Origin of the sequence: Endobacterium panacihumi, from assembly GCF_050847465.1 — a bacterium.
GTDB classification, from domain to species: domain Bacteria; phylum Pseudomonadota; class Alphaproteobacteria; order Rhizobiales; family Rhizobiaceae; genus Neorhizobium; species Neorhizobium panacihumi.
On record NZ_JBOZRA010000001.1, the window covers coordinates 754,023 to 780,094 of the forward strand.

Consider the following 26,072-nt stretch of genomic DNA (forward strand, 5'->3'; position numbering starts at 1 on the left):
CAATTTTCGTCATTTGGCGATACGCGATGAGGGAGGGGGAGGCAAGAGTGGTTGCTGCCGCAGACGTTGCGTTTGAGGCTTTTGCCCCTCATCCGCCTGCCGGCACCTTCTCCCCGCACGCGGGGAGAAGGGAGCAAGCCTTAAACCTCCGGCGGCCGGTCCATGTGGTAACACGCGGCCGACTGACCCGGACGCACCAACTCGGTTGGCGGCATGGCGGTGCGACAGATGTCCGTCGCCTTCCAGCAGCGCGGCTGGAAAGGGCAGCCCGGCGGCGGGTTCATCGGCGAGGGCGGATCGCCCTGAAGGCGTATGCGGCTACGCTGGCGGGCGAGTTTCGGGTCCGGGATGGGAGCCGCCGAAAACAGTGCCTGCGTATAGGGATGCGCCGGGTGGTTAAACACCGTGGCGCAATCACCGGCCTCGACTATACGGCCGAGGTAGAGCACCAGAACATCATCCGAAATCAGTCGCACGACGGACAAGTCGTGGCTGATGAAGATCAGCGTGAGGCCGAACTCCTTGCGGAGTTTGCGCAGGAGCGTGATCACCTGTCCCTGGATCGACACGTCGAGCGCCGAAACCGGCTCGTCGCAGACGATCAGTTTTGGCCGGGTGATGACGGCGCGGGCGATGCCGATACGCTGGGCCTGACCGCCGGAAAACTCGTGCGGATAACGGTTGATCATTTCCGGCACGAGGCCGACGGCGTTCATGATCTCGCGGACGCGCTCGGTGCGCTGGGCGCGGTTGAGCTTCGGTTCGAACACGGTCAGCGGTTCGGCTATGATATCGCCCACCGTCATGCGCGGATCGAGCGAGGCGATCGGATCCTGAAAGATGATCTGCATGTCGCGGCGCGCCATGCGGATCTGTTCTTCTGACAGGTCGAGCAGGTTCTTGCCCTGCCAGACGACCCGGCCTTTCTGGGCGCGGATCAATTGCAGGATGGAACGGCCGAGCGTGGATTTTCCGCAACCGGATTCACCGACGATGCCGAGCGTGCGGCCCTCCTTCAGCTCGAACGACACGTCGTTGACGGCCGTCAGCATGGTCGGTTTCTTGAAGAAGGACTTTGCCTGAATCTCGAACTGGGTGGTGAGGTTTTCGACCTTGAGCAGGGTCTGGCCCGAAGTGGTCTGATCAAGCATGGGTCAACAGCTCCTCACGACGCGGGAAGGGGTGGAAACAGGCGGCGCAATGCTGCGGCGCCAGCGTTTCGAGCTGTGGCGGACGATCGATGCAATCGTCCTGAACCTGCGGACAGCGCGGTGAGAAATTGCAGCCCTTTGGCAGATGCTGCAGGTTCGGCGGGCGGCCGGGAATGACGACGAGTTCGTCGACATCCTGGTCCGGGCGCGGGATCGCCGCATGCAGAGCCGCCGTGTAAGGGTGCGCTGGCTTTTCGAACAGTTCGTCGACCGGGGCTTCCTCGACGATATTGCCAGCATACATCACGGCCACACGATCGGCGAGGCCGGCGACGACGCCAAGATCGTGGGTGATCATCAGCAGCGCGGTGTTCATCTCGGCAGTCAGATCGTTGAAAAGATCAAGAATCTGCGCCTGGATGGTGACGTCAAGTGCGGTGGTCGGCTCGTCGGCGATCAAGAGCTTCGGTTTGGTCAGAAGCGCCATGGCGATAACGATGCGCTGGCGCATGCCGCCCGAGAGTTCATGCGGGTAAAGATTGAATCGGCGGGTCGGGTCAGGGATGCCGACGCGCTTGAGCATATCCAGCGCCTCGACCGATGCGGCGCGGGCGGTGAAGCCGCGATGAATCTCAAGCTGTTCCGTCAGTTGCCGGGAAATCTTCAGAGATGGATTCAAGGCCGTCATGGGGTCCTGGAAGACCATGGCCATGTCCTTGCCGCGCACCTTGTCGAGTTCGCGTGGCTTGAGCGCCAGCACGTCGCGGCCTTCGAGCAGTGCCTGACCGGAGGTCTGGCCGTTCTTAGCGAGCAGGCCCATCAGGCCAAGGAATGTCTGGCTTTTGCCCGAGCCCGATTCACCGACGATGGCGATGCGCTCTCCGCGACGGACGGTGAGGTTCATGTTCGAGACGGCCTTCACGTCGCCATCCGGCGTCTTGAAGGTGATCGAATAGTCCTTCAACTCGAGAAGGACGTCTTTTTGCGTCTGATCTGTCATGTCAGCGATCCTTCGGGTCGAACGCGTCGCGCAGGCCATCGCCGATGAACAGCAGGCTGAGCAGAAGCGAGACGAGGAAGATGGCCGGGAAGGCGAGCAGCCACGGCATGCTTTCCATGGCATCGGTGCCTTCCGCGATCAGCGTGCCGAGCGAGGTCAGCGGTTCCTGAACGCCGAAGCCGAGATAGGACAAGAAGCTCTCGGTCGCGATGATTTCCGGCACGGTGAGGGCGGCAAAGATGACCACCGGCCCGACGAGGTTCGGGATGATGTGTTTGGTGATGATTTTCAGCGGCTTCTGGCCCGACGCACGGGCAGCCTCGACGAATTCGCGGTGTTTGAGCGACAGCGTCTGGCCGCGCACGATACGCGCCATGGTCAGCCATTCCAGCGCACCGATCGCCGCGAACAGCAGGTAGACGTTGCGGCCGAAAATGACCATCAGCAGGATGACGAAGAGGATGTAGGGAAGCGCGTACATGATATCGACGAAGCGCATCATGATGGCATCCAGACGTCCGCCGAAATAACCGGAGATCGCGCCATAAAGCACGCCGATGACCACCGAGACAAGGGTGGCGACGAAGGCGACGGCGAGCGAGACGCGGGTGCCGTACAGCACGCGGGCAAGCAAATCGCGGCCGTTCGGGTCGGTGCCGAAATAGTGGCCATCTTCCCACGAGGGGGGCGCGCGGAATGCGGCCCAATCCGGGTCTTCGTAACCGTGGGGGATAAAATAGGGGCCGAGGAAGGCGGCGAGGATGAGGAGCGCCAGGACAACGATCGATACGACCGCCGCCTTGTTGCGACAGAGCCTGCGCATCGCGTCTTTTGTCAGCGAACGACCTTCCGGGGAAAGACCTTCCGCTTCCAGCAGTTCGGCTGCGAGCAGCTCTCTTTTTGCGGGATTGAGGATCATCTGTTTCTCACTTTCGGGTCAAGCCAGGCATAGGCGATATCGACGATGAGGTTCAGGAAGACGATCAGCACCATGTAGAAGATGACCGTGCCGAGAACCATGCCGTAGTCGCGGTTGAGGGCGGCGTTGATGAAATAGCGGCCGATGCCGGGAAGCCCAAAAATGCTTTCGACGACCAGCGAGCCGGTGAGAAGGTAACTTGCCGCCGGGCCGAGATAGGACACGACCGGCATCATGGCGGGTTTCAGCGCGTGACGCATGACGGTGAGGCGGGGGCCGATGCCCTTGGCCTTGGCGGTGCGGATGAAATTCTGGTTCATCACCTCGATCATCGAACCTCGGGTGATGCGCGAGATGCGCCCCGCATGCGGCAGCGCCATGACGACGACGGGCAGGACAAGGAATTTCAGCGAGCCATCCCCCCAGCCGCCGACGGGCAGCCATGCCAGCTGGATGCCGAACACGAGCTGAAGGATCGGAGCGATCAAAAAATTCGGGAAGACGACGCCCACCAGAATCATCGCGCCAAGGACATAGTCCGGCATCTTGTTCTGATAGAGCGCCCCAAGACAGCCGACGGCGACGCCGATGATGATGGCGAGCAGGAAGGCGGTCATGCCGAGCGTGAACGTGTAGGGCAGACCGATCATGATCTGCTGGGCAACGTTGAAGTCTTCACTCGAGAAGGAAGGGCCAAGGTCACCGCGCAGCAGATCGCCGACGTAGTAGAGGTACTGCTGGATCAGCGGCTTATCGAGATTGTAGTGCGCCGCAAGGTTTTGCAGGATCACCGGCGGCAGCGAGCGTTCCCCATCGAAAGGCCCGCCGGGGGCGAGACGGAGAACGAAGAAACAGGCTGTCACGGCGATCCACAAGACGGGGATCGTCGACAGCAATCGACGGAAGGCGTAACTGAGCATGATGGATACGGATCGGGCCTTGTCGCTCTGTCATCAGCTCGAAAACGCGATAGTTTCTGCAAGCTGATGAGTAGCATCCTAAAGTGCTACAGCGTCGTGCACGATAAACGTACACGACGCTGCGAGGGATAAGCGCCTGGACTCCCTGTTATTCTTTGATCGAGAGCCAGCGCGTGCGGTGGATGTCCTTCACGTTGTCTTCGAAACCGGAAATCTTCGGCGACACAACATTCTTTGACACATAGTAGTAGATCGGCAGCGCCGCGCTGTCATCAAGCGCGATCTTCTCGGCCTGCTTGAACATCTCGGCGCGTTTTTTCATGTCCTTTTCCAGGTTGCCGTCCTTGATCAGCTTGTCATAGTCGGCATTGGACCAGCGGCCGTAGTTCATCGGAACGCCGGTCACGAGCAGGTTCAGGAAATTGTCCGGGTCATTGTAGTCGGCGAGCCAGCCGGCACGGCCGACCTGCACATCGCCGCGCTGCAACTGGTCGTAATGGACCTTGGTTTCGGCGTTGACGAGTTCGACATTGACGCCGAGCGGCTTCCACATGGCGGCGATCGCAACCGCGATACGCTTGTGGTTGTCGTTGGTGTTGTACTTGAGCTGAAGGGTGAGCGGCTTGTCCGGACCGAAACCGGCTTCGGTGAGCAGCTTTTTGGCTTCCTCGACCTTCTGCTTGTAAGGCTCGTCCTTCCAGGAGACATAGGCCGGCTCATCATAGTTGGCTGTGCCCGGCGGAACCCATGAATAGGCCGGCAGTTCGCCGGTGCCCAGAATCTGCGGGCCGATCACTTCGCGGTTGATCGCCATGGACAGAGCCTGACGGACGCGCTTGTCCTTGGTCGGTTCGGTCTGCGAATTGATGACGTAATAATAGAGGCCCGAGAACGGGGCGACATGCGCCTGGCCCGGCAGGTTCTTCTGCATCCAGGCGTATTGGTCGGTCGGGAAGTCGGTGAGGATGTCGAATTCGCCGGCACGGTAACGCTTCAGTGCGGCTTCCTGATCTTCCAGCACGAAGAATTTCGCACCATCGATCTTCAGGTCGGCCGTGCCGTAATACTGATCGTTCTTGGCGGTGGTGACATGGCTGCCCGGAACCCATTCGACCGGCTTGTACGGGCCGTTGGTGACGATCGTGCCAATCTTGACCCAATCAGCGCCCTTTGCTTCGACCAGATGTTTCGGCAGCGGATAAGCCGTGTAATGGGTCAGCGAGTCGAGGAAATAAGGGGTCGGGTTTTCAAGGGTGATCTCGAGCGTCTTGTCGTCGATCGCCTTGACGCCAAGCTGGTTGGCATCGGTGATTTCGCCCTTGTTGATCTTTTCAGCATTCTTGATCGTGTATTGCAGATAGGCGTAGTCGGCGGCAGCTTTCGGGTCCATCAGGCGCTGGAAAGCGAAGACGAAATCGCCGGCGGTGACCGGCTGGCCATCGGACCACTTGATGCCGTCGCGCAGCTTGAACGTATAAACGCGGCCGTCGTCCGAGACCGTCCAGCTTTCGGCCTGGCCGGGGATCGGGTTGACCTTGGCGTCTTCGGTCACGAGGCCTTCGAAAATATCGCCGGCAATGCGGTTTTCCCAGTCACCCGACAATTTCTGTGGATCGAGCGACTGCGGGTCGCCGCCATTGTGGATGTTGATCGTCGCCGCCTGGGCGGAACAAGCCAGCAGCGCGCCGAGCACTGCGGTCGCCATCAATTTCTTGCTGAAATGATACATGGGAAAACCCCCACCTTTCTAAGGCCTTGTCGCCTCTTTATTGATTCATGTTCCCGTTTTCCGACTGGCGGAAAGGCGGCACACTAGAGCCGCAATACCGACATTGTAACCCCCCGATTTTTTGGGGTCTATGCGTAGTCAATCAGTGATGTGTCATCGAGATTGCATCCATTGCGATCAAAATGCCGTTCAAAACTCTGTTACGGAGGCTTTGGCCACCCTTGGTTGCCTTTTGCGGGAGGGGCCTTAGTTTGTCCTGAACCAGACATTTAGAGAGGTATATGCTTATGATTTCGCAGGCAGACATCCGATCCGATTGGTGGCGCGGAGCCGTGATTTATCAGGTCTATCCACGCTCTTTCCAGGACACGACGGGTGACGGGATCGGCGATATCAAGGGCATTACCGAAAGGCTGGGGCATATTGCCTCGCTCGGCGTCGACGCGATCTGGCTATCCCCGTTTTTCACATCTCCCATGGCCGATATGGGTTATGACGTCTCGGATTACTGTAATGTCGATCCGATGTTCGGCACGCTCGCCGATTTCGACGAGATGATGACGGAGGCGCATCGGCTGGGCTTGAAAGTTATCATCGACCAGGTGATATCCCATACGTCCGACCAGCATCCTTGGTTCATCGAAAGCCGGTCGAGCCGCACCAATGCCAAGGCGGACTGGTTTGTCTGGGCCGATCCCAAGCCCGACGGCACTGCGCCGACCAACTGGCTGTCGATTTTCGGCGGGCCGGGCTGGGAATGGGATGGCGTGCGCAAGCAATATTACATGCACAACTTTCTCATCTCGCAGCCGGACCTGAACTTTCACAATCCGGATGTGCAGGATGCCATGCTGGACACGGTAAAGTTCTGGCTCGACCGCGGCGTCGACGGTTTTCGCCTCGACACGGTGAACTACTATTTCCACGACAAGCAACTGCGCAACAATCCGCCGATGGTCTACGATACCGACGGCGCGGGTATGGAAACCGACACCAATCCCTATTCGATGCAGAACCACCTCTATGACAAGACGCAGCCGGAAAACATCGACTTCCTGAAGCGTTTTCGGGCACTGCTCGATAGTTACGAGGGCAGGGCGAGTGTCGGGGAGGTGGGTGATGGTCCGCGCTCGCTCAACACGCTGGCACTCTATACGACCGGCAATGACAAGCTGCACATGTGCTACACGTTCGATCTTCTCGGCCCGGCGTTTTCGGCAAGCTATATCCGCAAGGTCATGCAGACCGTGCTCGATACGGTGGTCAATGGCTGGGTGTGCTGGGCATTTTCCAACCACGACGTCATCCGTCACGTCACCCGCTTCATCGAAACGCCGGAAGAACAGGATCGTGTCGCCAAGATTTCTGCGACGCTGATCGCGACCCTGCGCGGTTCGATCTGCCTCTATCAGGGCGAGGAGCTGGGGCTGACGGAGGCCGAGCTTTCCTTCGAAGATCTGCGTGATCCCTATGGCATACGTTTCTGGCCTGCCTTCAAGGGCCGCGACGGATGCCGCACGCCGATGGTGTGGGACAGTGCCAAGCCGCATGCCGGCTTCACCGAGGGTGGCAGGACATGGCTGCCGGTGCCGAAGGAACATGCGACGCGTGCGGTGGATGCGCAGGAAAAACTGGCGGATTCTGTGCTGGCGCATTACCGCGCGACAATCGCATTCCGCAAATCGCATGCCGCGCTGATCGATGGCGACATGACATTCCTCGAAACCAATCAGGACCTGCTTGCCTTCGTGCGCGAGAAGGGCGGCGAAAAACTTCTGTTCGTCTTTAATCTCACGCGTGAGGCCCAGAATTTCACGCTCCCGAAGAGGCTGGGTGATGTGATGCCGGTGGACCTGCCGGGCTTCGTGTCGAAACTCGAGGGCGGTATCGTCAAGCTGGATGCCATCGACGTGTTTTGCGCGCGGGTTTGAGGCTCAGGCGTCTGCATAACTGTTCGGCTCACCCCGCACCCGCGAAATATCGCGGATCGGCGGGGCGCCGAATAGGCGGCGGTATTCGCGGCTGAACTGCGACGGGCTGTCGTAACCCACGCGATGGGCAGCGGTGGCGGCGTCGAGTGCTTCGGCCAGGATCATGCGGCGGGCTTCCTGCAGGCGCAGCTGTTTCTGGTATTGCAGCGGGCTCATGGCCGTCACTTCGCGAAAATGTTCGTGCAGCGAGGACGAACTCATGCTGGCTTCGCTCGCCACCCGATCGATGGAAAACGGCTTGTCATAATTGTCGCGGATCCAGGTGATGGCGCGGTTGACCTGTTGCAGGCGGCTTTCCGGCATCAGCATACGGCGCACCTTGTGGGCCTGCTCGCCGCGCATGAGCCGGTAGAGCAGTTCGCGTTCGGCCAAAGGGGCGAGAAAATCGATGTCCTCCGGCGTGTCGAGAAGATGTGTGAGGCGCAGTGCCGCGTCGAGAAGACCGGGTGAGGCTTCACTGACGCAAAGGCCGGTGCCGCAGCGGGCGGTGCCCGTCTCGGCGGCGCGCGGCATTTGCATCAGCATCGAGCCGAGGGCCGGCATGTCGAGCGCCAGAAGCAGCGACATATAGGGTTTTTCCGGGCTTGCCGCGACGATGCGATTGACGACCGGCAGCTCGACAGACGCGACGAGATGGTGGCCGGCACCGTATTCATAGGTGTGGTCGGCGAGCGTCACATGTTTGGTGCCCTGCACGACGATGCAGAGCGAGGGCTGCGTGACGCCACGCACCGGTTCGGTGGGATTGGAGATCCGGATCAGCGACAGGTTCGGGATTTTTGTCGGGTGAACGCCGTCGCAATCGGTGTGTTGTGCAATTTTTGTGACGAGCGTTGCGAGGTGATCCATTGCATTGTCTCCGGTCCGTATCGCGAATATCCGCCGATTTCGATGATCTTCTTTACCGCCTGCTGCGCTGCGGCGCCAGAGGTTCGAAATGGCTTTCGGAGAAATGTGCAATCATCCCGGAGGTCTGGTCTACCGCATCAGACGCTGACGGGCGCATAAAACAGCCACCGGTCAACGCAACCCGGTGCCTTCGCTCAACACAAACCCACCAAACCAACCAGAGGAGACGGTCATGACCGCATGGAACCAGTTTTTGCAAACCGCTCGCCGGATGGTGAGCAATCCTGTCCAGTTCATCGCACGCCAGATCGGCGAGCGCCGTGCCGCAAAGCCGCGCCGTTATATGAACGGCTGAGCCGCTTTGACGGTGGCGGCGACTAAACGAAAAGGCCCGCGATCGCTCGCGGGCCTTTCGTCATTTCAGTGATCAGGCAATGCCCGCATCTCAATCGAAATGCAGTTCGCGCTCGCCCTGTTCGTCGCGGATGCAGGTCTGCAGGCCGATCTTGTTGAGAATGTTGAGGAACGGGCGCGGCGCCAGTTCTTCTACGTTTGCCATCTTCTTGACGTCCCATTCACCCGTTGCCACCAGCATGGCGGCCGCGACCGGGGGAACGCCTGCCGTGTAGGAGATGCCCTGCGAACCGACTTCGTTGAAGGCTTCCTTGTGGTCGGCGACGTTGTAGATGAACACCGTGCGTTCCTTGCCGTCCTTCGTGCCCTTGACGAAGTCACCGATGCAGGTCTTGCCTTCGTATTCCGGCGCCAGCGAGGACGGATCAGGCAGGCAGGCCTTGACGACCTTGAGCGGCACGACTTCCGAGCCGTCAGCCAGTTTTACGGGCTGTTCGGACAGAAGGCCGATGTTTTTGAGAACGGTGAAGACGTTGATGTAGTGATCACCAAAGCCCATCCAGAAGCGCACGTCGGCGCCTTCCATGTTTTTCGCCAGCGAATGGACTTCGTCATGACCGCAGAGATAGGCGCGGCGGGTGCCGACGACCGGCAGGTCGTAGTCCTTGCCGATTTCGAACATCTTGTTGACGTTCCATTCGCCGCCCTGCCACGAGTAAACCACGCCCGTGAATTCGCGAAAGTTGATTTCCGGGTCGAAATTGGTGGCAAAGTATTTGCCGTGGCTGCCGGCATTGATGTCGACGATATCGACGTCGGTTACGGTGTCGAGATATTCGTCCTTGGCCAGACGCGCATAGGCGTTGACGACGCCCGGATCGAAACCGGCGCCGAGGATGGCGGTGATGCCCTTTTCCTCGCATTCGGCGGCGCGCTTCCACTCGTAGTTACCGTACCACGGCGGGGTCTCGCAGATCTTGTTCGGCTCTTCGTGGATGGCGGTGTCGATATAGGCGACGCCGGTATCCATGCAGGCGCGCAGCACCGACATGTTGAGGAAGGCGGTGCCGACATTGATGACGATCTGGCTGCCGGTCTTGACGATCAGAGCCTTGGTGGCTTCGATGTCGAGCGCGTCGAGCGCGTGACCTTCGAGCACGCCTTCCTGCTTCATCGCCTTCTTTTCGTGAACCGAAGCGATGATGGCGTCGCATTTCGACTTGGTGCGCGATGCGATATGGATGTCACCGAGGACATCGTTGTTCTGCGCACACTTGTGGGCAACGACCTGTGCGACGCCGCCGGCGCCGATGATGAGCACGTTCTTTTTCATTCTGGGGACCACTCCTTGCGTCCAATCGTCAGAAAGTCTGTCCTGTGGGCCTTTGGCCCTTTCTGATCAGGAAAGGCTCTGTTCGTAGTCCGTGTAGTCAAACTCACGGACCGTCCTGAGGCTGCCATCCAGTTCCCGGATGGCGATTGCCGGCATTTTCACGCCGTTAAACCAGTTTTTCTTGACCATCGTGTAGCCGGCAGCATCCTGGAACGAGATGCGGTCGCCGACCTTTACCTCTTCGGGGAAATCGAATTCCCCGAAAATGTCTCCGGCAAGGCATGACTTGCCGCAGACCATCGCACGATGGGGTCCCTGGTTGGGGTGAACCTTGGCATTCTCACGATAGATCAGGAGATCCAGCATGTGCGCTTCGATGGACGAATCCACCACGACAAGGTTCTTGCCGTTGTAAAGTGTATCGAGGACGGTGGTTTCCAGCGTCGTCGACTTGGTGATCGAGGCTTCTCCCGGCTCAAGATAGACCTGAACGCCATATTCGCCGGAAAAACGCTTGAGGCGCTCGGCAAACAGGTCGACCGGGTAATCATCGCCGGTGAAATGGATGCCGCCGCCGAGCGAGACCCATTCGGCCTTTTTCAGAAGCGGTGCGAATTTCTCTTCGATATCGCCCAGCATCCGGTCGAACAGGGCAAAATCCTTGTTCTCGCAGTTGTTGTGGATCATGAAGCCGGTGATCATGTCCATGACCGGATCGACTTTTGCGAGATCCCATTCGCCCAGCCGCGAGAACGGGCGGGCCGGGTCTGCGAGATCGAAGCTGGAAGACGAAACGCCCGGGTTCAGGCGCAGGCCGCGGGTGATGCCCGACGACTGGCTTTCAAAACGCTGCAACTGGCCGATCGAGTTGAAGATGATCTTGTCGGCATGGGACACGACCTCGTCGATCTCGTAATCCGCATAAGCGACGGAATAGGCGTGGGTTTCCTTGCCGAAACGCTCATGGCCGAGGCGGACTTCATTCAGCGACGAGGAGGTGGTGCCGTCCATGTAGTCGCGCATGAAATCGAAGACCGACCATGTGGCGAAACATTTTAGCGCCAGCAATGCCTTGGCGCCCGACTTCTCACGTACAGCGGCAATCCGTTCCATGTTCTGGAGCAGTTTGGACTTGTCGATGAGGTAGTAGGGTGTTTGCAGCATTTCGTTCGGAAGGCCTTCTTACGGTTATTCTAAAAGGTAAGGGGGCCTATTGCCTGACGCAGATGACATCTTCAAGACCCAACACACGATTGTTTGGCCGAAACGGCACTACTTCACGAGCTTGTCGTAATCGGCATGCGATCCGATCCAGAACCAGATGAGGTCCTCGCCGTCTTTGATGGCGAGCGCTCGCCATGATTTTCCCACTCGTGCCGACCAGAAACGCCCCAGCGACTTGAAATGCAGCGAGGGGTGTCTGGGGTCGGTTTTAAGCAGTTCGAAATTCGCGTCGGCGAGGTTTTGCACCTGTTGCGGCAGCCGGTGGTATGCGTCCCAGAAACCGGCTGTCGCGTGATGGTTCACAGAGGCAGTGTCCTTCCGGCCAGAAATTCCGCAAGGGCGCTCTCGGCCAGACTGTCGAGCTTTCCGCTCGCGCTATCATTTTCGATCCGTTGATCCCAGCGAGCAGCCTGAAAAGCATCAAACCAGTCGGAAAAGGCTTCCAGTTCCTCGCCGGTCAGTTCGGATACGGATTTCTCGATCTGTTCGAGCTTGGTCATGTCGGAACTCTCAATCGTGCAGGTGAACACGATATAACAGAATGCCCGGCTCTGTTGAAGTTCAGCCTTTTGGGCGATTTGCAAACTTGACAGTTCGTCATATCGTGGCGCCGCGCCCGGGCACTGATATCCATGCTCCGGTCGCCTCCAAAACATCCGCATGCATTTGCCACATCAACCGAGGGATAGTCATGAGCAGCAGTTTCATCACCACCAAGGACGGCACGCAGATTTTTTACAAGGACTGGGGTTCGAAGGATGCCCAGCCGATCGTTTTCCATCACGGCTGGCCGCTTTCGGCCGATGACTGGGATGCGCAGATGCTGTTCTTCCTCCATGAAGGCTATCGCGTCATCGCACATGACCGGCGTGGCCATGGCCGCTCCAGCCAGACCGATACCGGCAATGAAATGGATACCTATGCCGCAGATGTGGCAGAGCTCGCCGCGCATCTCGATCTGAAAAACGCTATCCATGTCGGTCACTCGACCGGTGGTGGCGAGGTGACACGATATGTCGCCAAATTCGGCCAGCCGCAGGGCCGTGTGGCGAAGGCGGTGCTGATCGGCGCCGTGCCACCGGTTATGGTGAAATCGGAGAAGAACCCCGGCGGGTTGCCGCTGGACGTGTTCGATGGTTTTCGCAAGGCGCAGGCGGCCAACCGGGCGCAGTTTTTCCTCGAGATCCCGACCGGGCCTTTCTACGGTTATAACCGGCCGGGTGCGGACGTGTCCGAAGGCGTCATCCGCAACTGGTGGCGGCAGGGGATGATGGGCGGCACAAAAGCCCATTACGATTGCATCAAGGCGTTTTCGGAAACGGATTTCACCGAGGATTTGAAGGTGATCGACGTGCCGGTTCTGGTGATGCACGGCACGGATGACCAGATCGTGCCCTTCGAGGATTCCGCTCCGCTTTCGGCCAAGCTTTTGAAGAACAGCACGCTGAAGGTTTATGACGGCAAGCCGCATGGCGTGGCAACGACCGATCCGGACCTGGTCAACGCGGATCTGTTGGCGTTTTTCAGGGCGTGAGCTTGATTTCGAGCACACGGTAAGTTTGCCCCTCACCCTAGCCCTCTCCCCGTAAGAACGGGGAGAGGGGACTTGCCATGCTCGACGTTAGGGATTGGCTAAGAGGTCGCGGCTCATGTCCTTCTCCCCGCGTGCGGGGAGAAGGTGCCGGCAGGCGGATGAGGGGCATTTCGCTGGGGCGTGCTGCCCCTCATCCGCCTCAAATCAGCTGAAACTTGTCCACATCCACCATGCCCATATCCGAAATTTTCAGATGCGGGATGACCGGCAGCGGCAGGAAGGCGACCTGAAGGAATGGTTCTTCCAGCGTCGTTCCAAGGGCATAGGCGGACTTTCTCAAGTCGTGCAGCGTGTCGCGCACCCATTCATAGGGTTCAAGGCTCATCAGGCCGGCGACGGGCAGCGCGATCTCCCCGGTCACCTTGCCGTCTTCCACCACGACAAAACCGCCCTTGATTTCACCCAGCCGATTGGCGGCCAGTGCCATGTCGTCTTCGGAGACGCCGACCACGCAGATATTGTGGCTGTCATGGCCGACCGTCGAGGCGATGGCGCCTTTCTTCAGCCCGAACCCCTGCACGAAACCGTTGGCATGGTTGCCGTTCTTGCCGTGGCGTTCGATGACCGCGACCTTGATGATGTCGCGGTCGAGATCAACGCCGGTCTGGTTGCCGGAAGCGGGCAGGCGGTAGCGGCGATGTTCGGTGATGATTTTGCCCGGCATGACGCCGATCACCGGCGTTTCGCTTTCTGAATAGGGAACTCCGAAATGCATGGCCTGCACAGGCCGTGCCTTGACGCTGTCGAGGCCGACCGGGGCGACCGGCTTGCGGGTGGCAAAAAGGTCATCCGTCACCTTGTGACCGGCGGCAAACACCATGTCCGCCTTGCAGTTTTCAAGGCTGTCGATAACCACGAGATCGGCCCGCCAGCCGGGGGCGACAAGACCGCGGTCGCGCAGGCCAAACGCCTTGGCGGCAGAGATGGAGGCGGCGCGGTAAACGGCGAGCGGCTCGGCACCGGCTGCGATTGCCGTGCGGATCATGTAGTCGAGATGACCCTGTTCGGCGATGTCGAGCGGATTGCGGTCGTCGGTGCAGAGCGCCAGATAGGGCGACAGGCGTTCGGTGAGGATCGGCATCAGCGCGTGCAGGTCCTTGGAGACCGAACCCTCACGCACCAGAATGTGCATGCCCTTGCGGATCTTTTCGAGTGCTTCTTCGGCCGTCGTGCATTCATGTTCCGTGCGGATGCCGGCCGACAGATAACCATTCAGGTCGTTGCCTGACAGGAGCGGCGCGTGGCCATCGATATGGTCGCCGTAGAACGCGTCGAGTTTTGCGAGGCAGATCGGGTCCTTGTGGATGACGCCCGGGAAATTCATGAACTCGGCAAGGCCGATGACTTTTGGATGATCGCGGAAGGGCAGAAGCTTTTCGATCGGCAGATCGGCGCCGGCGGTCTCCAGATGCGTGGCGGGCACGCAGGAGGACAGCTGGACGCGGATATCCATGATCGTCTGTTCTGCCGAGTCCAGAAAGAACTGGATCCCCTCGGCGCCGATGACATTGGCGATCTCGTGCGGATCGCAGATCGCTGTCGTGACGCCATAAGGCAGCACGCAGCGGTCGAATTCATGCGGGGTGACGAGCGAGGATTCGATATGCAGATGGGTGTCGATAAAACCCGGAACGACGATCTTTCCGGAAATATCGATCTCGGTCTTGCCCGTGTACTCGCCGCAGGTGCCGACGATGCGATCGCCGCAGATAGCGATATCGGATTGAACGAGTTCGCCGGTAACGAGATCGAAAAATTTCCCACCTTTCAGCACGATATCCGCAGGCTCGCGGCCGGTGCCCTGGTCTATGAGGGTTTCGAGGCGATGGCTCATGGCGGGCTCCTGATACTGAACTGATTCCCCTCTTTAGCCGCTCGAGGCCAAAACGGGGAGGGGGAGGCGGAAGTTTGCGCCTGTTAAGTCCGAAGCCGAATTTCCGTTGTCGAGGTGGTGGGCCAGCGCCTAAGGTGCGATTATGAACGCACAGCAGCCATCAGGCCGGGATTTTGACGGCCCCATCATCGTCTTCGATGCCGAATGTATTCTCTGCTCGGCCAATGCGCAGTTCGTGCTGAAGCATGATCATCAGCGGCGGTTCAGGTTGGCTTCCATGCAGGGTGAGGCGGGAGCAGCGCTTTACCGTCGGTTCGGCATCGATCCAGCCAACCCGGAAACAATGATCATCGTCGAAAAAGGCAAGGCCCTGCGTGACAGCGATGCTGTTCTGACGATCTATCGCGGGCTTGGCTGGCCATGGCGGATGCTGGATGTGCTGCGTCTCGTGCCACGGTTCATCCGCGATCCGCTTTATCGCCTGATCGCCCGCAATCGTTACCGCATCTTTGGTCGGCACGATGTCTGCTGGCTGCCCTCGCCAAAAGATGCCGACCGGTTTTTGTGATGATGGGGCATGGCAAGGTTGTTCTTGTTCTGGGCGGGTATGGCGGTTTCGGCGGCAGGCTTTCGCGGCGGCTTTCGAACGACGGCTGGACGGTTCTTGTTGCCGGCCGCAATCTTGAAAGCGGTCGCGCATTTGCGTCGAAGCTTGTGAATGCACAGGCGATAAAGGCCGATCGCGAGCAGGACCTGACACCCGTCCTCCAGACATATCGACCGCTGCTGCTGATTGATGCAGCCGGGCCGTTTCAGGACAGTGACTATCGTGTCGCCGAAGCCTGCATCGCCTGTGGAGTGCATTATATCGATCTGGCCGATGCGCGTGCGTTTGTGGGCAGCATCGCCGTGCTCGATGATCAGGCGCGTGCGGCCGGTATCGTGGTTCTTTCCGGCGCCTCGAGTGTGCCGGCCATGTCGGGCGCGGTGGTTGAAGAGCTTGCGCAAGGCATGGACGACGTCTGTTCGGTGTCGATGGCGATCAGTGCCTCCAACCGGGCAACGGCGGGCGCATCGGTGGCTGCGGCGATCCTGAGTTATGTGGGCAGGCCGATCCGTCTCTGGCGGGCAAAACGCTGGCGGCGGGTGACCGGCTGGCATTCGCTCAAACGGGTGCGTTATAGCGTTGAGGGTCGTGCCGGCATTTCGCGGCTGGTGGCGCTGTCGGATGTGCCCGACCATGACATTGTGCCGGCGGCCGCGAAGGGAAAACCGGCGACGATCTTTCGGGCGGGACCGGAATTTGCGCTGCAACTGTTGATCCTGTGGCTTTTTAGCTGGCCGGTCAAATGGGGTTGGATCCGTTCGCTATCGCCACTGGCGCGCAGGCTGCGCCCGCTGCAGGCGATCAGTGCCAATCTTGGCACCGATCGTTCGGCGATGATGGTGGAGGTGAAGGGCCGACAGGGCGAGCAATGTATCGGTCGACGTTGGACCTTGATTGCGGAAAACGGACATGGGCCCGAAATTCCGACGATGGCGGCGCAACTTCTGGCAAATCGTCTCGCGGATGGAAAACTCCGTGTGGGTGCAAGGCCGGCTGCCGGGCAATTGTCGCTTGGCGATTTCGAACCCCTGCTGGACGGGTTGTCGACCTGGCGGCAGGTCGATGAGCGAACCTATCTGCCGGTTTACCGGAGGGTGATGGGGAAGGCCTACGACGCGCTGCCGAAGCCGATGCGCGACATGCATGATGTTTTCGGCGATGCCGGGGCCGCGGGCTTCGCGACGGTGACACGCGGTCGCTCACCCATGGCGCGGCTGGTGGCGACGATCATGCGCTTTCCGCCCGAGGGCGAACACAGGCTGCATGTTTCCTTCGCGGAAGAGGGCGGTGTCGAGCGGTGGACGCGAGATTTCGACGGGCATGTGTTCGTCAGCGAACTCAGCCAGAGCAGTCGCCATCTCGTCGAGCGTTTCGGGCAGATGCGGTTCCATTTCGACCTGCCATCGGACGAGGCAGGGCTGACGATGATCATGCGCAAATGGTCGGTGCTGAGGGTGCCGATGCCCTTGTTCCTGGCGCCCAAAAGCGTGGCGCGGGAATGGGCGGAAGGAGAGGATTTCTGGTTCGATGTGCCGATCGCATTGCCGCTGATCGGCGATGTTGTCCATTATCGTGGGCGGTTGCGACGGATCTGATCGCCAAAAACAAACGGGCGCCAAAAGGCGCCCGCTGCATTTCCAGATCCACGTCCGATTATTCGGCAGCGACGATCTTGCCGCCTTCCCACTTGTAGAGCGAAAAGCTCTGCGAGGTGAGGTCGCCGGTTTCGCCATAGGTCAGCTGGCCGATGGCGGTCGGGATGGCGGCACCATCCTTGAGGGCGGTCGCAACGGCTTCAGCGTCTTCAGCGCTCTTGGCCTTTTCGATACCGGCCTTGATGACCTGAACGGCGGCATAGGCGTTGAGCGTGAAGGCTTCGGCCGGGATGTTCTTGGCCTTGAGCGATTCCGCGGCAGCCTTGGAATCGTCGCTCTTGAGCGCGTCCGAAGCGTTGGTGAACAGCGTGCCGGCAGCGGCTTCGTTGCCGATCGTCCAGTATTCGGAGTTCGACAGGCCGTCACCACCGATGATCAGGGCGTTGGCAGAGAGGTCGGCCAGCTGGCGGGCGAGCAGGCCGCCTTCCGGATGGTAACCGCCGAAATAGATCACGTCGACCTTTTCCGACTTCAATTTGGCGGTGAGCGCGCTGAAATCCTTGTCGCCGGGCGTGATGGCATCGTTGACGATTTCGGTGATGCCACCGGCGTTCAGCGTTGCCTTGAAGGCATCGGCGAGGCCTTTGCCATAGGCGCCCTTGTCGTTGATGATGGCGACGCGCTTGTCCTTGAGCTTTTCAAGAACATATTTTGCGGCAACTTCGGCCTGCTGGTCGTCGCGGCCGCAGGTGCGCAGAACGTTGGTCAGGTCGCGCTTGGTGAGGTCAGGTGCGGTGGCCGTCGGGGTGACCATCAGGATGCCGTTTTCGGCAAGAACGTCCGAGACCGGGATGGAAACGCCAGAGGTGACCGGGCCGACGACGAAGCGGATGCCTTCGCCGACGATCTGGTTGGCGGCGGAAACACCCTGCTTGGGTTCGCCGGCATCGTCTGCCAGTTTCAGCACGACCTTTTCGCCGAGAATGCCGCCGGCCTTGTTGATATCGTCAACGGCGGTCTGGGCGCCGTTCTTGACCTGATCGCCGTAAGCGGCGACCGGGCCGGTCAGCGGCGCGATGAGGCCGATGGTGATGTCTGCGTGGGCGAGCGGCGCGAAGGCCAGCGTGGCGGCCAGCGCTGCGGTGATTGTCTTCAATGTCATGTCCATCTCCTTGGGATGCAGGCCTCCCAACCTGCGTCTTGATGATGCGTCGGCCTTGCTCATTCGTCCGCCAGCGTCATGTGGCGTGCCAAGGAAGAGGTGGGGCGTCGCGTTCCTTCCGCTCGACGGCCATGTTTGGCTCGCCCATCGGCAGGCAATTTTTCTAAGAATATTCGGAGGTTTGCGCAAGAAGATAACCGAAAACGGCGACGTTCCGGCGGAATAATTCAACGGTTCTCGCGGGGATGTGAAGGGCCGGCCCGGCCGGCCCTGTCAAAGATCAAATTCAGGCGACGGCGCCGAACTGGGCCTCGTGCAGGCGGGCATAGGCACCGCGCTTGGCGATCAGGCCGGCATGCGAACCTTCCTCCAGAATGCCCTCTGGCCCCATGACGACGATGCGATCGGCATTGCGGATCGTGGCGAGGCGATGGGCAACGACGAGCGAGGTGCGGCCGCGCGAAAGCTCTCCGAGCGCCTGCTGGATGGCGTATTCGGTGGCCGAATCGAGCGCCGAGGTGGCTTCGTCGAGGATGAGGATCGGCGGGTCCTTGAGGAAGATGCGGGCAATCGCCAAGCGCTGCTTTTGGCCACCCGAGAGTTTGACGCCGCGTTCGCCGACCGGCGTGTCGAGTCCTTCCGGCAGCGACAGGATGAACTCGTCGAGGGCGGCACGGCGCAGCGCCTCGATGATTTCCTCGTCGCTGGCACCGAGACGGCCATAGGCGATGTTCTCGCGGATCGTTGAGCCGAACAGGAACACATCCTGCTGCACAAGACCGATCTGATTGCGCAGCGAGCTTTGGGTCATGTCGCGGATGTCGATGCCGTCGATCATGATCGAGCCTGCATCGACCTCGTAGAAGCGGGGCAGGAGCGAGCACAGCGTCGTCTTGCCGGCACCGGATGCGCCGACGAAGGCGATGGTTTCGCCCGCGTTGATCTTCAGGTTCAAATGTTCGAACACCTTTGACTTGCCGTCATAACTGAAGGCGACGTCGCGGTATTCAATGGCGCCGGTCAGGTGCTCGACTTCGCGGGCATCCGGTTTGTCGGCGATATCCGGCGCGGTATCGATCAGCGAGGTAAAACGCGAAAAGCCGGCAATGCCCTTGGGGTAGGATTCGATCACCGAGGTGATCTTGTCGATCGGGCGGAAGAAGACGTTGACCAAGAGCAGGAAGCCGACGAAGCCGCCGTAAGTCAGTTCGCCCTGGATGACCAGATAGGTGCCGAAGATCATCACCATCAGCTGTACCAGACGGGTGCTGAGATAGCTCATGGTGATGCTGGCGGTCATATAGGCATAGGCGCTGAGTTTGGTGGTCTTGTAGCCTTCGTTGTTGGCGGCAAACAGCTGGCGCTCGTAATCCTCGTTGGCGAAGGCTTTCACGACGCGGATGCCGCCGACGCTTTCCTGAACGCGGGTGTTGAAATCGCCGACCTGACGGAACAGCTTGCGCCAGTTGGTGGTCATGCGCGCGCCGTAGCGGCTGACCAGCCAGGTCATGAAGGGCACGATGACCGTGGTCATCATCGCCAGCTTCCAGTTGACCGTGAACATCAGGATGAAGGCGCCGATGAAGGTCATGACGGCGATGAACAGATCTTCCGGGCCGTGATGGGCGATTTCGCCAACCTCTTCCAGATCCTTGGTCACATGGGTGATCAACTGGCCGGTGCGGTTGTTGTCGAAATAACGGAAGGACAGTTTCTGAATATGATCGAAGGCCTGCCGGCGCATGTCGGTCTCGATCGAGATGCCGAGCGCATGGCCCCAATAGTTCACCACCGCCATCAGGCCGGTGTTGAAGACGTAGATGACGAGGAGGGCGGCGGCAGTGGCCGCGATCCAGCCCCAGTGCTGGCCGGGGAGCAGGTCATCGACGAAAAATTTGACCGCGATCGGAAAACCGAGTTCCAGCAGGCCGGCCAGAACCGCGCAACCGAAATCGAGGGCAAAAAGGCCCTTGTAGGGTGCGTAATAGGAAAAGAAACGGCGCAACATGGGGGAACTCCGACGGCAGGACTGTTCGTGCAGAAAAGCCAGGGGTGGTCAGCGCAGTTGTTTGCGCTTCGCCGCCATCGGCGATGTCTTGAGCCCTTAACTTGACCGCACACGTCGCCTTATAGGGGCGCTTAATTGGCCTGTCATCAGTTGTTACGCGGAATATGCCGATCTGCTTACATCAGTCCGGTGGCGACCAGTCATCGACCGCAACAAATTGCACGCCTTCCTCATCGCGTTCGAAGACACTGCCGACCGGCGCGTCGAGGTGGGCGATAATGTCGGGATCGTAATTGGCAATGGTGTTGACGTCGTAGATGGCGTGATTGTCGGCGTCATCCATATAGGCGTCGTCTTCAAGTCCGGTCAGAAACCTCCAGCCGCTGTCGATCTCGTTATCCGGTTTCTGGCGGTAGAAAAATCCGACCGGATGCCCTTCGACGGTGATCATGTCGCTGGCGATGCAGGCGCCATGGCCCCTGGCGAGGGACTTGATGTCATCCGCCGGGATCTTGAATTGTTTTGTCATTGCGCACCCTTGTTTTATCCGAGGTCATAGATGGCGCGGCACATGGCGGGTGCAAGTTATCGGGAAAACAAGTCATTGGGAAAAGTAGGGATGGATAAACGGGCGACGGCAGCTGCCTTGGCATTCAAGCCTGGGCACCTGCCGTGTTGTCGAACCAAAAGAAAAAATCAAAAATATCACGAAGCCGGCAGCGCGGGTTGGGAGCACCGCGCGTGCCGAATTCAGGTCGCCGGCAGATCTGTCGGCATATTAGCCTTTTCGCGCAAAGGTAGATTTACCTTTTGACAGCGCTACCATCAGGCGGCGGTCTTCTTACGCTCCGGAGCGCAGTAGATGGACTCAAGCGTTTCGAGAACCTTGAGCACCGATTCCGACGAGCTGGAATAGTAGATCGTCTGTGCGTCGCGGCGGGTGTTGACCAGCTTCTGTGCGCGCAGCTTGGAAAGGTGTTGGGAAAGTGCAGATTGGCTCAGGCCAACCTGATTGGCGAGTGCGCCGACGGCCACTTCACCCTTGACCAGGCAGCAGAGAATCATCAGGCGTTTCGGGTTGGCCATAGCCGACAGAAGGCCGGCGGCGGATGTAGAATGATCGGAAAGTGACATCGTGTCCATGTCGTTCAAACGTCCCCTCAAATAGGAAAGCAGGTATCAGCTGAGTTGATGCAGGTATCAGTTAGTCTGATCGGTTCGAGACCGGAAATTTAGCAAGCTCTGTGATGGATTGTATATCCCTAAATTTAGCGTAGCGTCTATGATGTTTTAGAAAAATTTGAAATACGATCAATAATCTCATTTGGGTCCAAAATCGGTGCCTCAAATTCGTATCTGAGCAAGATATCGCCCCTAATCAGGTCAAAACCGGCCATATCCACACCAGTAATGGTCCATTCGTCGGTTGCTCTCGCTTTCAGCAAAAGCGCTGCGGCGTCGGCCTCAGCCGTCATAGACCCCACTAATTTTTGGAGGTGTAGCCATTCTGCCTCAAACGAGGAATTGTGAATCGTCAATTCTTCACCCTTGAGTAGATAGGCCTTGCCGAACCCGCCATTGAGGGCCGCGGACGATGGCACCAGTCGGAAGAAACGAAAGTCGGCAAAATCGACGTAGAGTTCCGCCTTGCGGTGGCGGGCGACGAAGCGGGCGCGTATGCGCGCGTGGTCGGCGCCTCCTTGGGCAACCGGCTCGGCCTTGCAGAAGACGGTGATGCGCGCGTGTGCAAGCGGATCGCCCTTGCCTGGCTCGCCCGTCATGATGGAACAGCGGGGATCGTTTCTCAGCGCCACCGTATGGCTTGCGAGATCCGATACGAGGATGACCGGCACGCCGTCGAGATCGAAGCCGAGAAGGGCGCGGCTGACGGCAGGAAAGCCGCTTTCCGTATCGATGACGGCGAGCGAAGCATAACGGGCGCCACGCAGCAGCTTGCGCGCAAGGCGGCGGGCTTGCTCGTCGGTTTCGCGGATGGGGGAGGGCTTGTCCTTCATGGCAGTTCCTTGTCGTGCCGAACCGGGCCGGCACGACAAGGCATGCGGGCTTCAGCGGCGGCGGTGCCGGGTGAGCCCGGCGATCACATCATCGGCGGTGATGGTGCCGACGACTGCGCCATTGTCAATGATGCCTATCAAGCCCGGCTGGCGTGACATGGCATCGAGGATGTCCACCAGCGGCGTTGTCGCCGGAGCTGTGGCGCTGACCGGGACGGATGTATCGGCCACGCCGGGACGCATGACGTCTGCTGCCGTCAGCATGGAGATCGGGTTCATGTTGGCCACGAAATCCGCGACATACTGGTCGGCCGGCGCCTGCACGATCTCCTGCGGCGTGCCGCACTGGATGATGCGGCCGCCTTCCATGATGGCGATGCGGTTGCCGATGCGGAACGCCTCGTCGAGATCGTGGCTGACAAAGAGGATGGTCTTTTTCAGCCGCCGCTGGAACTCCAGCAACTCGTCCTGCAGCTTGGTGCGGATCAGCGGGTCGAGCGCGGAAAACGGCTCGTCCATCAGAAGGATGGGCGCACCGGTGGCAAAGGCGCGGGCAAGGCCGACACGCTGTTGCATGCCGCCCGAGAGTTCGCCGACCTTGCGATCGGACCACTTTGCCAGGCCGACGAGTTCCAGCTGTTCGGCAACGCGTTGTCTGCGCTCGGCTTCCGGCACGTCGGCCAGTTCGAGGCCGAAACCGACATTTTCCGCCACCGTGCGCCACGGCAGCAGACCGAACTGCTGGAACACCATGGAGACCGAGTGCATGCGCAAGTCGCGCAGCGTCTTCGCGTCCGTCGTGTAGGGATTGACGGACCCGTTCGGCGTGGCGACGCTGACACTGCCGCGCACCACCGGTGCAAGCCCGTTGACGGCGCGCAGCAATGTCGATTTGCCTGAACCGGACAGGCCCATCAGCACGAGGATTTCGCCCTCATGGATGGACAGAGAGGCGCCGGCGACACCCATGACGATACCGGTTTCTGCGGCGATCTCGTCGCGTGTCTTGCCCTGATCGACCATGGGAAGGGCACGCTCCGGCTTGTCGCCGAAAATGATGTCGACATTGTCGAACCGGACGCAGTCATTGGATCGGGTCGTCACCGGTGTCTGGACGGCGGCCATAGCGTTGGCGGTCATGATGCGCCTCCCTGCGACGTACGGAACATGCGGTCGAGAATGATTGCCAGGATGACGATGCAAAGGCCGGAATCAAAACCGCGGGCGACATTGACCGTGTTGAGGGCTCGAAGCACCGGCACGCCAAGGCCGTTGGCACCAACGAGGGCTGCGATCACCACCATCGACAAGGACAGCATGATGGTCTGTGTGAGGCCGGCCATGATCTGGGGTGTCGCATAAGGCAGTTCGACCTTGCGCAGCACCTGGGATGGCGTGGCACCGAAGGCGACGGCGGCTTCGGTGAGCGCGCCGGGTGTCGAGATGATGCCCAGCCGTGTGAGACGGATCGGTGCGGGGATCGCAAAGATTACGGTGGCGATCAGGCCCGGCACCATGCCCAGCCCGAACAGGATCAGTGCCGGGATGAGATAGACGAAGCTCGGCAGCGTCTGCATCAGGTCGAGGACCGGGCGCATGGCGTTGTAGAGCCATTCGCGACGGGCCGCGGCGATGCCGAGCGGAATGCCGATCAGCATGCTGACAAAGGTCGCGGCACTGACCAGCGCCAGCGTCTGCGTCGTCTCCTCCCAGTAGCCCTGATTGAAGATGAAGAGAAAGCCGAAGAAGGTGAAAAGGGCAAGCGCTATCGAGCGCCTGAGACAGTATGAGAGTGCGGCGAATGCCGCCATGACGACGAGTGGATGCGGCGTTTCCAGCACCCATAACAATCCGTCGATGACGGAGGACAATACGGCCGACAGCCATCTGAAAAACCAGTAGCCATTGGTGGTCAGCCAATCGACGACGGCCTTGGCCGAGGCGCCGATAGGAATACGGTGATCTTCAATCCAATCCACGAGAAACCTGCCATCCGGAGGGAAATAAAGGGAGGGCGCCGGGACGGCCAGAACCGCCCCGGGTTATGGATCGTTATTCAGAGACCGAGCTCTTCCTTGACAGCGGCAAGACCATCCTTGCCGTCGAGTGTGGTGACGCCGGCGAGCCAGGGTTCGATGACGGTCGGATTGGCTTCGATCCAATCCTTGGCCGCCTTGTCGGCATCCTCGCCGTCGTCGAGGATCTTGCCCATGATGGCGTTTTCCATGTCGAGCGAGAATTTCATGTTCTTGAGAAAGGTGCCGAGGTTCGGGCATTCGGCGACATAACCGCCGCGGGCAACGGTGTAAACGGTCGCGCCGCCGTAGTTGGGGCCGAACACGGTCTCGTCACCGCCAGCGAGATAGGTGATTTCGTGGGCGACGTTCATCGGGTGCGGAGCCCAGGCGAGGAAGACGATCGGCTTGTCCTCCTTGTCCGACCGGGTCACTTCGGTCAGCATGCCCTGCTCGGAGGATTCGACCACCTGAAAACCCTTGAGGTCAAAGGTGTTCTTGTCGATCAGCGACACGATCATGCCGTTGCCTTCATTGCCCGGCTCAATGCCGTAGATCTTGCCGCCGAGCGCATCCTTGTGCTTGGCGATATCGGCAAAGCTCTTGATGCCGAGCTTGGCGCCGGCAGCATTGGTGCCGAGCGTGTATTTTGCGCCTTCGAGGTTGACCGTGATCGTCTCGATCGACTTGTCGGCGATATAATCCTTGATGGCGCCGTTCTGTGCCGGCATCCAGTTGCCGATGAAGACGTCGATATCCTTGTTCTTCATCGAGGAATAGGTGACCGGCACGCCCAATGTCTTCACGTCGGCCTTGTAGCCGAGTGCTTCGAGCACGGTGATGAAGGACGCGTTGGTGGCGGCCAGGTCAGTCCAGCCGACATCCGAGATGCGCACGGTGGCACAGCTCTTGGGGTCGGCTGCATGGGCGGTCTGCGCAAGCAGCAGTGCCGATACGGTCGTGGCCAATACAGTCGAATATTTGATAAAGCGCATGTTGGGCTCCCGTTATTTTTTGTTCCCGATCATTATGAATACATCCGGCCCGCAAGCAAGCGCGCGCAAAAACGGCAGGCGAACCGGGGTATTTGCGACATAATGGCACGTCAGGGCAGGTTTGATCTCCGTCAATGTTGGTAAAGGAGCATGGGGTGTAGGTGTCGCGTGATAAAAGCCATGAACGCCACAGGAGTTTCCCATGCGTCTCGCCCTCATCCGCCCAGCCATTCTTGCCGCAGCCGTTGGCCTGTTCGCCGTTCCGGCGCTCAGCGCCGAAATCGAAATCAAGATGATGAACAAGGGCAGTGACGGACAGGCCATGGTCTTCGAGCCGGCTTCCGTGCGCGCTGCCGTCGGCGACACGATTCGATTCGTCTCCGTCGACAAGGGCCATGACGCCCAGGCCGTGAAGGAACTGATCCCGGAAGGCGTCGAGCCGTTCAAGGGCAAGATCAGCACCGACCTGACTGTCACTGTCGACAAAGAGGGTGCCTATGTCGTGAAATGCACGCCGCATTACGGCATGGGCATGATTGCCCTGATCGTCGTTGGTGAAGGTGCTCCTGCCAATCTCGACGCCGTCAAGGCTGCCAAGATGCCGAAGAAGACCCGCGACCGCCTTGATGCCGAAATCGCCAAGCTCGGTCTCTGATCGGTACAATGCATGATTTTCGATGCGGCGGCGCAGACATGCGTCGCCGCATTGGTCTGCAGGCCTCTGGTATTTTGCTTGTCGGTGCTTATGTGTAGCGAGCAAATATAAAGGGCTGCCGC

The 26,072-nt window shown here is 59.7% G+C and carries 25 protein-coding genes; 6 read left to right on the forward strand and 19 right to left on the reverse strand.

Annotation, left to right across the window (positions count from 1 at the left end):
* Nucleotides 1–140: 140 nt before the first annotated feature.
* From ACRQ1B_RS03815 to ACRQ1B_RS03835, 5 genes are all read right to left on the reverse strand, one after another.
* On the reverse strand, nt 141–1,151 hold the full coding sequence (locus tag ACRQ1B_RS03815; RefSeq protein ID WP_432292336.1) for an ABC transporter ATP-binding protein: 1,011 nt from the start codon (nt 1,149–1,151) through the stop codon (nt 141–143).
* Complete coding sequence (locus ACRQ1B_RS03820; protein ID WP_432292337.1) at nt 1,144–2,151, reverse strand: ABC transporter ATP-binding protein; 1,008 nt, start codon at nt 2,149–2,151, stop codon at nt 1,144–1,146. The genes ACRQ1B_RS03815 and ACRQ1B_RS03820 overlap by 8 nt, the downstream gene beginning before the upstream one ends.
* A 1-nt stretch (nt 2,152) precedes the next feature.
* A complete protein-coding gene (locus ACRQ1B_RS03825) occupies nt 2,153–3,070 on the reverse strand; it encodes an ABC transporter permease (protein WP_432292338.1) in 918 nt (305 codons plus the stop codon).
* The gene (locus ACRQ1B_RS03830) at nt 3,067–3,990 is read right to left on the reverse strand and encodes an ABC transporter permease subunit (RefSeq protein WP_432292339.1); all 924 of its coding nucleotides are present in this window, start codon (nt 3,988–3,990) and stop codon (nt 3,067–3,069) included. The genes ACRQ1B_RS03825 and ACRQ1B_RS03830 overlap by 4 nt, the downstream gene beginning before the upstream one ends.
* Nucleotides 3,991–4,138: 148 nt before the next feature.
* On the reverse strand, nt 4,139–5,719 hold the full coding sequence (locus ACRQ1B_RS03835; protein WP_432292340.1) for a peptide ABC transporter substrate-binding protein: 1,581 nt from the start codon (nt 5,717–5,719) through the stop codon (nt 4,139–4,141).
* A 287-nt stretch (nt 5,720–6,006) separates the two neighbouring features.
* Between ACRQ1B_RS03835 and bglA the strand changes: the two genes are divergently transcribed.
* A complete protein-coding gene (bglA, locus tag ACRQ1B_RS03840) occupies nt 6,007–7,650 on the forward strand; it encodes a beta-galactosidase BglA (RefSeq protein WP_432293800.1) in 1,644 nt (547 codons plus the stop codon).
* Between the two features lie 3 nt (nt 7,651–7,653).
* On the opposite strand, the gene ACRQ1B_RS03845 is transcribed toward bglA, so the two are convergent.
* Nucleotides 7,654–8,559, reverse strand: coding sequence for an AraC family transcriptional regulator (locus ACRQ1B_RS03845; protein ID WP_432292341.1), 906 nt, complete (start codon nt 8,557–8,559; stop codon nt 7,654–7,656).
* Nucleotides 8,560–8,791: 232 nt separating this feature from the next.
* Between ACRQ1B_RS03845 and ACRQ1B_RS03850 the strand changes: the two genes are divergently transcribed.
* Nucleotides 8,792–8,914 carry a hypothetical protein gene (locus ACRQ1B_RS03850; RefSeq protein WP_432292342.1) on the forward strand — a complete coding sequence of 41 codons (123 nt, stop codon included), beginning with the start codon at nt 8,792–8,794 and terminating at the stop codon, nt 8,912–8,914.
* A gap of 90 nt (nt 8,915–9,004) precedes the next feature.
* On the opposite strand, the gene ACRQ1B_RS03855 is transcribed toward ACRQ1B_RS03850, so the two are convergent.
* The 4 genes from ACRQ1B_RS03855 to ACRQ1B_RS03870 form a co-directional block, all read right to left on the reverse strand.
* Nucleotides 9,005–10,246 (reverse strand): saccharopine dehydrogenase family protein, encoded by a 1,242-nt coding sequence (locus tag ACRQ1B_RS03855; RefSeq protein ID WP_432292343.1) that lies wholly within the window; start codon nt 10,244–10,246, stop codon nt 9,005–9,007.
* Nucleotides 10,247–10,312: 66 nt separating this feature from the next.
* The gene (locus ACRQ1B_RS03860; RefSeq protein ID WP_432292344.1) at nt 10,313–11,410 is read right to left on the reverse strand and encodes a carboxynorspermidine decarboxylase; all 1,098 of its coding nucleotides are present in this window, start codon (nt 11,408–11,410) and stop codon (nt 10,313–10,315) included.
* Nucleotides 11,411–11,518: 108 nt separating this feature from the next.
* Entirely contained in the window at nt 11,519–11,773 is a 255-nt protein-coding gene (locus ACRQ1B_RS03865; protein ID WP_432292345.1) for a type II toxin-antitoxin system RelE family toxin, read from the reverse strand.
* The gene (locus ACRQ1B_RS03870) at nt 11,770–11,970 is read right to left on the reverse strand and encodes a hypothetical protein (RefSeq protein ID WP_432292346.1); all 201 of its coding nucleotides are present in this window, start codon (nt 11,968–11,970) and stop codon (nt 11,770–11,772) included. The genes ACRQ1B_RS03865 and ACRQ1B_RS03870 overlap by 4 nt, the downstream gene beginning before the upstream one ends.
* Before the next feature lie 191 nt (nt 11,971–12,161).
* On the opposite strand from ACRQ1B_RS03870, the gene ACRQ1B_RS03875 reads away from it, so the two are divergent.
* Nucleotides 12,162–13,004, forward strand: coding sequence for an alpha/beta fold hydrolase (locus tag ACRQ1B_RS03875; RefSeq protein WP_432292347.1), 843 nt, complete (start codon nt 12,162–12,164; stop codon nt 13,002–13,004).
* Nucleotides 13,005–13,203: 199 nt separating this feature from the next.
* On the opposite strand, the gene ade is transcribed toward ACRQ1B_RS03875, so the two are convergent.
* Nucleotides 13,204–14,898 (reverse strand): adenine deaminase, encoded by a 1,695-nt coding sequence (gene ade, locus ACRQ1B_RS03880; RefSeq protein ID WP_432292348.1) that lies wholly within the window; start codon nt 14,896–14,898, stop codon nt 13,204–13,206.
* A 142-nt stretch (nt 14,899–15,040) separates the two neighbouring features.
* On the opposite strand from ade, the gene ACRQ1B_RS03885 reads away from it, so the two are divergent.
* Nucleotides 15,041–15,466 (forward strand): thiol-disulfide oxidoreductase DCC family protein, encoded by a 426-nt coding sequence (locus tag ACRQ1B_RS03885; RefSeq protein ID WP_432292349.1) that lies wholly within the window; start codon nt 15,041–15,043, stop codon nt 15,464–15,466.
* Nucleotides 15,466–17,100, forward strand: a complete 1,635-nt coding sequence (locus ACRQ1B_RS03890) for a saccharopine dehydrogenase family protein (protein ID WP_432292350.1) — start codon at nt 15,466–15,468, stop codon at nt 17,098–17,100. The genes ACRQ1B_RS03885 and ACRQ1B_RS03890 overlap by 1 nt, the downstream gene beginning before the upstream one ends.
* 58 nt (nt 17,101–17,158) lie before the next feature.
* Here the strand turns inward: ACRQ1B_RS03890 and ACRQ1B_RS03895 are convergent, their stop codons facing one another.
* From ACRQ1B_RS03895 to choX, 8 genes are all read right to left on the reverse strand, one after another.
* The gene (locus tag ACRQ1B_RS03895; protein ID WP_432292351.1) at nt 17,159–18,262 is read right to left on the reverse strand and encodes a branched-chain amino acid ABC transporter substrate-binding protein; all 1,104 of its coding nucleotides are present in this window, start codon (nt 18,260–18,262) and stop codon (nt 17,159–17,161) included.
* A 286-nt stretch (nt 18,263–18,548) separates the two neighbouring features.
* Nucleotides 18,549–20,270, reverse strand: coding sequence for an ABC transporter ATP-binding protein (locus ACRQ1B_RS03900; RefSeq protein ID WP_432292352.1), 1,722 nt, complete (start codon nt 20,268–20,270; stop codon nt 18,549–18,551).
* A gap of 181 nt (nt 20,271–20,451) precedes the next feature.
* On the reverse strand, nt 20,452–20,799 hold the full coding sequence (locus tag ACRQ1B_RS03905; protein ID WP_432292353.1) for a DUF2185 domain-containing protein: 348 nt from the start codon (nt 20,797–20,799) through the stop codon (nt 20,452–20,454).
* 296 nt (nt 20,800–21,095) lie between these two features.
* Nucleotides 21,096–21,413 carry an ArsR/SmtB family transcription factor gene (locus ACRQ1B_RS03910; RefSeq protein ID WP_153359791.1) on the reverse strand — a complete coding sequence of 106 codons (318 nt, stop codon included), beginning with the start codon at nt 21,411–21,413 and terminating at the stop codon, nt 21,096–21,098.
* 137 nt (nt 21,414–21,550) lie between these two features.
* Complete coding sequence (locus tag ACRQ1B_RS03915; protein WP_432292354.1) at nt 21,551–22,285, reverse strand: HugZ family pyridoxamine 5'-phosphate oxidase; 735 nt, start codon at nt 22,283–22,285, stop codon at nt 21,551–21,553.
* Nucleotides 22,286–22,336: 51 nt separating this feature from the next.
* Nucleotides 22,337–23,425: a choline ABC transporter ATP-binding protein gene (gene choV / locus ACRQ1B_RS03920; RefSeq protein ID WP_432292355.1), complete on the reverse strand. Its 1,089-nt coding sequence runs from the start codon at nt 23,423–23,425 to the stop codon at nt 22,337–22,339.
* Entirely contained in the window at nt 23,422–24,264 is an 843-nt protein-coding gene (gene choW / locus ACRQ1B_RS03925; protein ID WP_432292356.1) for a choline ABC transporter permease subunit, read from the reverse strand. The genes choV and choW overlap by 4 nt, the downstream gene beginning before the upstream one ends.
* Nucleotides 24,265–24,341: 77 nt before the next feature.
* Complete coding sequence (gene choX, locus ACRQ1B_RS03930; protein ID WP_432292357.1) at nt 24,342–25,295, reverse strand: choline ABC transporter substrate-binding protein; 954 nt, start codon at nt 25,293–25,295, stop codon at nt 24,342–24,344.
* Nucleotides 25,296–25,497: 202 nt separating this feature from the next.
* Between choX and ACRQ1B_RS03935 the strand changes: the two genes are divergently transcribed.
* Entirely contained in the window at nt 25,498–25,950 is a 453-nt protein-coding gene (locus ACRQ1B_RS03935) for a pseudoazurin (protein ID WP_432292358.1), read from the forward strand.
* The last annotated feature ends 122 nt before the right edge of the window (nt 25,951–26,072 follow it).

What these genes read in the sequence shown, in the direction of transcription:
- ACRQ1B_RS03815 (WP_432292336.1), bottom strand. Translation starts at nt 1,151, where the DNA reads ATGCTTGATCAGACCACTTCGGGCCAGACCCTGCTCAAGGTCGAAAAC.
- ACRQ1B_RS03820 (WP_432292337.1), bottom strand. Translation starts at nt 2,151, where the DNA reads ATGACAGATCAGACGCAAAAAGACGTCCTTCTCGAGTTGAAGGACTAT.
- ACRQ1B_RS03825 (WP_432292338.1), bottom strand. Translation starts at nt 3,070, where the DNA reads ATGATCCTCAATCCCGCAAAAAGAGAGCTGCTCGCAGCCGAACTGCTG.
- ACRQ1B_RS03830 (WP_432292339.1), bottom strand. Translation starts at nt 3,990, where the DNA reads ATGCTCAGTTACGCCTTCCGTCGATTGCTGTCGACGATCCCCGTCTTG.
- ACRQ1B_RS03835 (WP_432292340.1), bottom strand. Translation starts at nt 5,719, where the DNA reads ATGTATCATTTCAGCAAGAAATTGATGGCGACCGCAGTGCTCGGCGCG.
- bglA (WP_432293800.1), top strand. Translation starts at nt 6,007, where the DNA reads ATGATTTCGCAGGCAGACATCCGATCCGATTGGTGGCGCGGAGCCGTG.
- ACRQ1B_RS03845 (WP_432292341.1), bottom strand. Translation starts at nt 8,559, where the DNA reads ATGGATCACCTCGCAACGCTCGTCACAAAAATTGCACAACACACCGAT.
- ACRQ1B_RS03850 (WP_432292342.1), top strand. Translation starts at nt 8,792, where the DNA reads ATGACCGCATGGAACCAGTTTTTGCAAACCGCTCGCCGGATGGTGAGC.
- ACRQ1B_RS03855 (WP_432292343.1), bottom strand. Translation starts at nt 10,246, where the DNA reads ATGAAAAAGAACGTGCTCATCATCGGCGCCGGCGGCGTCGCACAGGTC.
- ACRQ1B_RS03860 (WP_432292344.1), bottom strand. Translation starts at nt 11,410, where the DNA reads ATGCTGCAAACACCCTACTACCTCATCGACAAGTCCAAACTGCTCCAG.
- ACRQ1B_RS03870 (WP_432292346.1), bottom strand. Translation starts at nt 11,970, where the DNA reads ATGACCAAGCTCGAACAGATCGAGAAATCCGTATCCGAACTGACCGGC.
- ACRQ1B_RS03875 (WP_432292347.1), top strand. Translation starts at nt 12,162, where the DNA reads ATGAGCAGCAGTTTCATCACCACCAAGGACGGCACGCAGATTTTTTAC.
- ade (WP_432292348.1), bottom strand. Translation starts at nt 14,898, where the DNA reads ATGAGCCATCGCCTCGAAACCCTCATAGACCAGGGCACCGGCCGCGAG.
- ACRQ1B_RS03885 (WP_432292349.1), top strand. Translation starts at nt 15,041, where the DNA reads ATGAACGCACAGCAGCCATCAGGCCGGGATTTTGACGGCCCCATCATC.
- ACRQ1B_RS03890 (WP_432292350.1), top strand. Translation starts at nt 15,466, where the DNA reads ATGATGGGGCATGGCAAGGTTGTTCTTGTTCTGGGCGGGTATGGCGGT.
- ACRQ1B_RS03895 (WP_432292351.1), bottom strand. Translation starts at nt 18,262, where the DNA reads ATGACATTGAAGACAATCACCGCAGCGCTGGCCGCCACGCTGGCCTTC.
- ACRQ1B_RS03900 (WP_432292352.1), bottom strand. Translation starts at nt 20,270, where the DNA reads ATGTTGCGCCGTTTCTTTTCCTATTACGCACCCTACAAGGGCCTTTTT.
- ACRQ1B_RS03905 (WP_432292353.1), bottom strand. Translation starts at nt 20,799, where the DNA reads ATGACAAAACAATTCAAGATCCCGGCGGATGACATCAAGTCCCTCGCC.
- ACRQ1B_RS03910 (WP_153359791.1), bottom strand. Translation starts at nt 21,413, where the DNA reads ATGGACACGATGTCACTTTCCGATCATTCTACATCCGCCGCCGGCCTT.
- ACRQ1B_RS03915 (WP_432292354.1), bottom strand. Translation starts at nt 22,285, where the DNA reads ATGAAGGACAAGCCCTCCCCCATCCGCGAAACCGACGAGCAAGCCCGC.
- choV (WP_432292355.1), bottom strand. Translation starts at nt 23,425, where the DNA reads ATGACCGCCAACGCTATGGCCGCCGTCCAGACACCGGTGACGACCCGA.
- choX (WP_432292357.1), bottom strand. Translation starts at nt 25,295, where the DNA reads ATGCGCTTTATCAAATATTCGACTGTATTGGCCACGACCGTATCGGCA.
- ACRQ1B_RS03935 (WP_432292358.1), top strand. Translation starts at nt 25,498, where the DNA reads ATGCGTCTCGCCCTCATCCGCCCAGCCATTCTTGCCGCAGCCGTTGGC.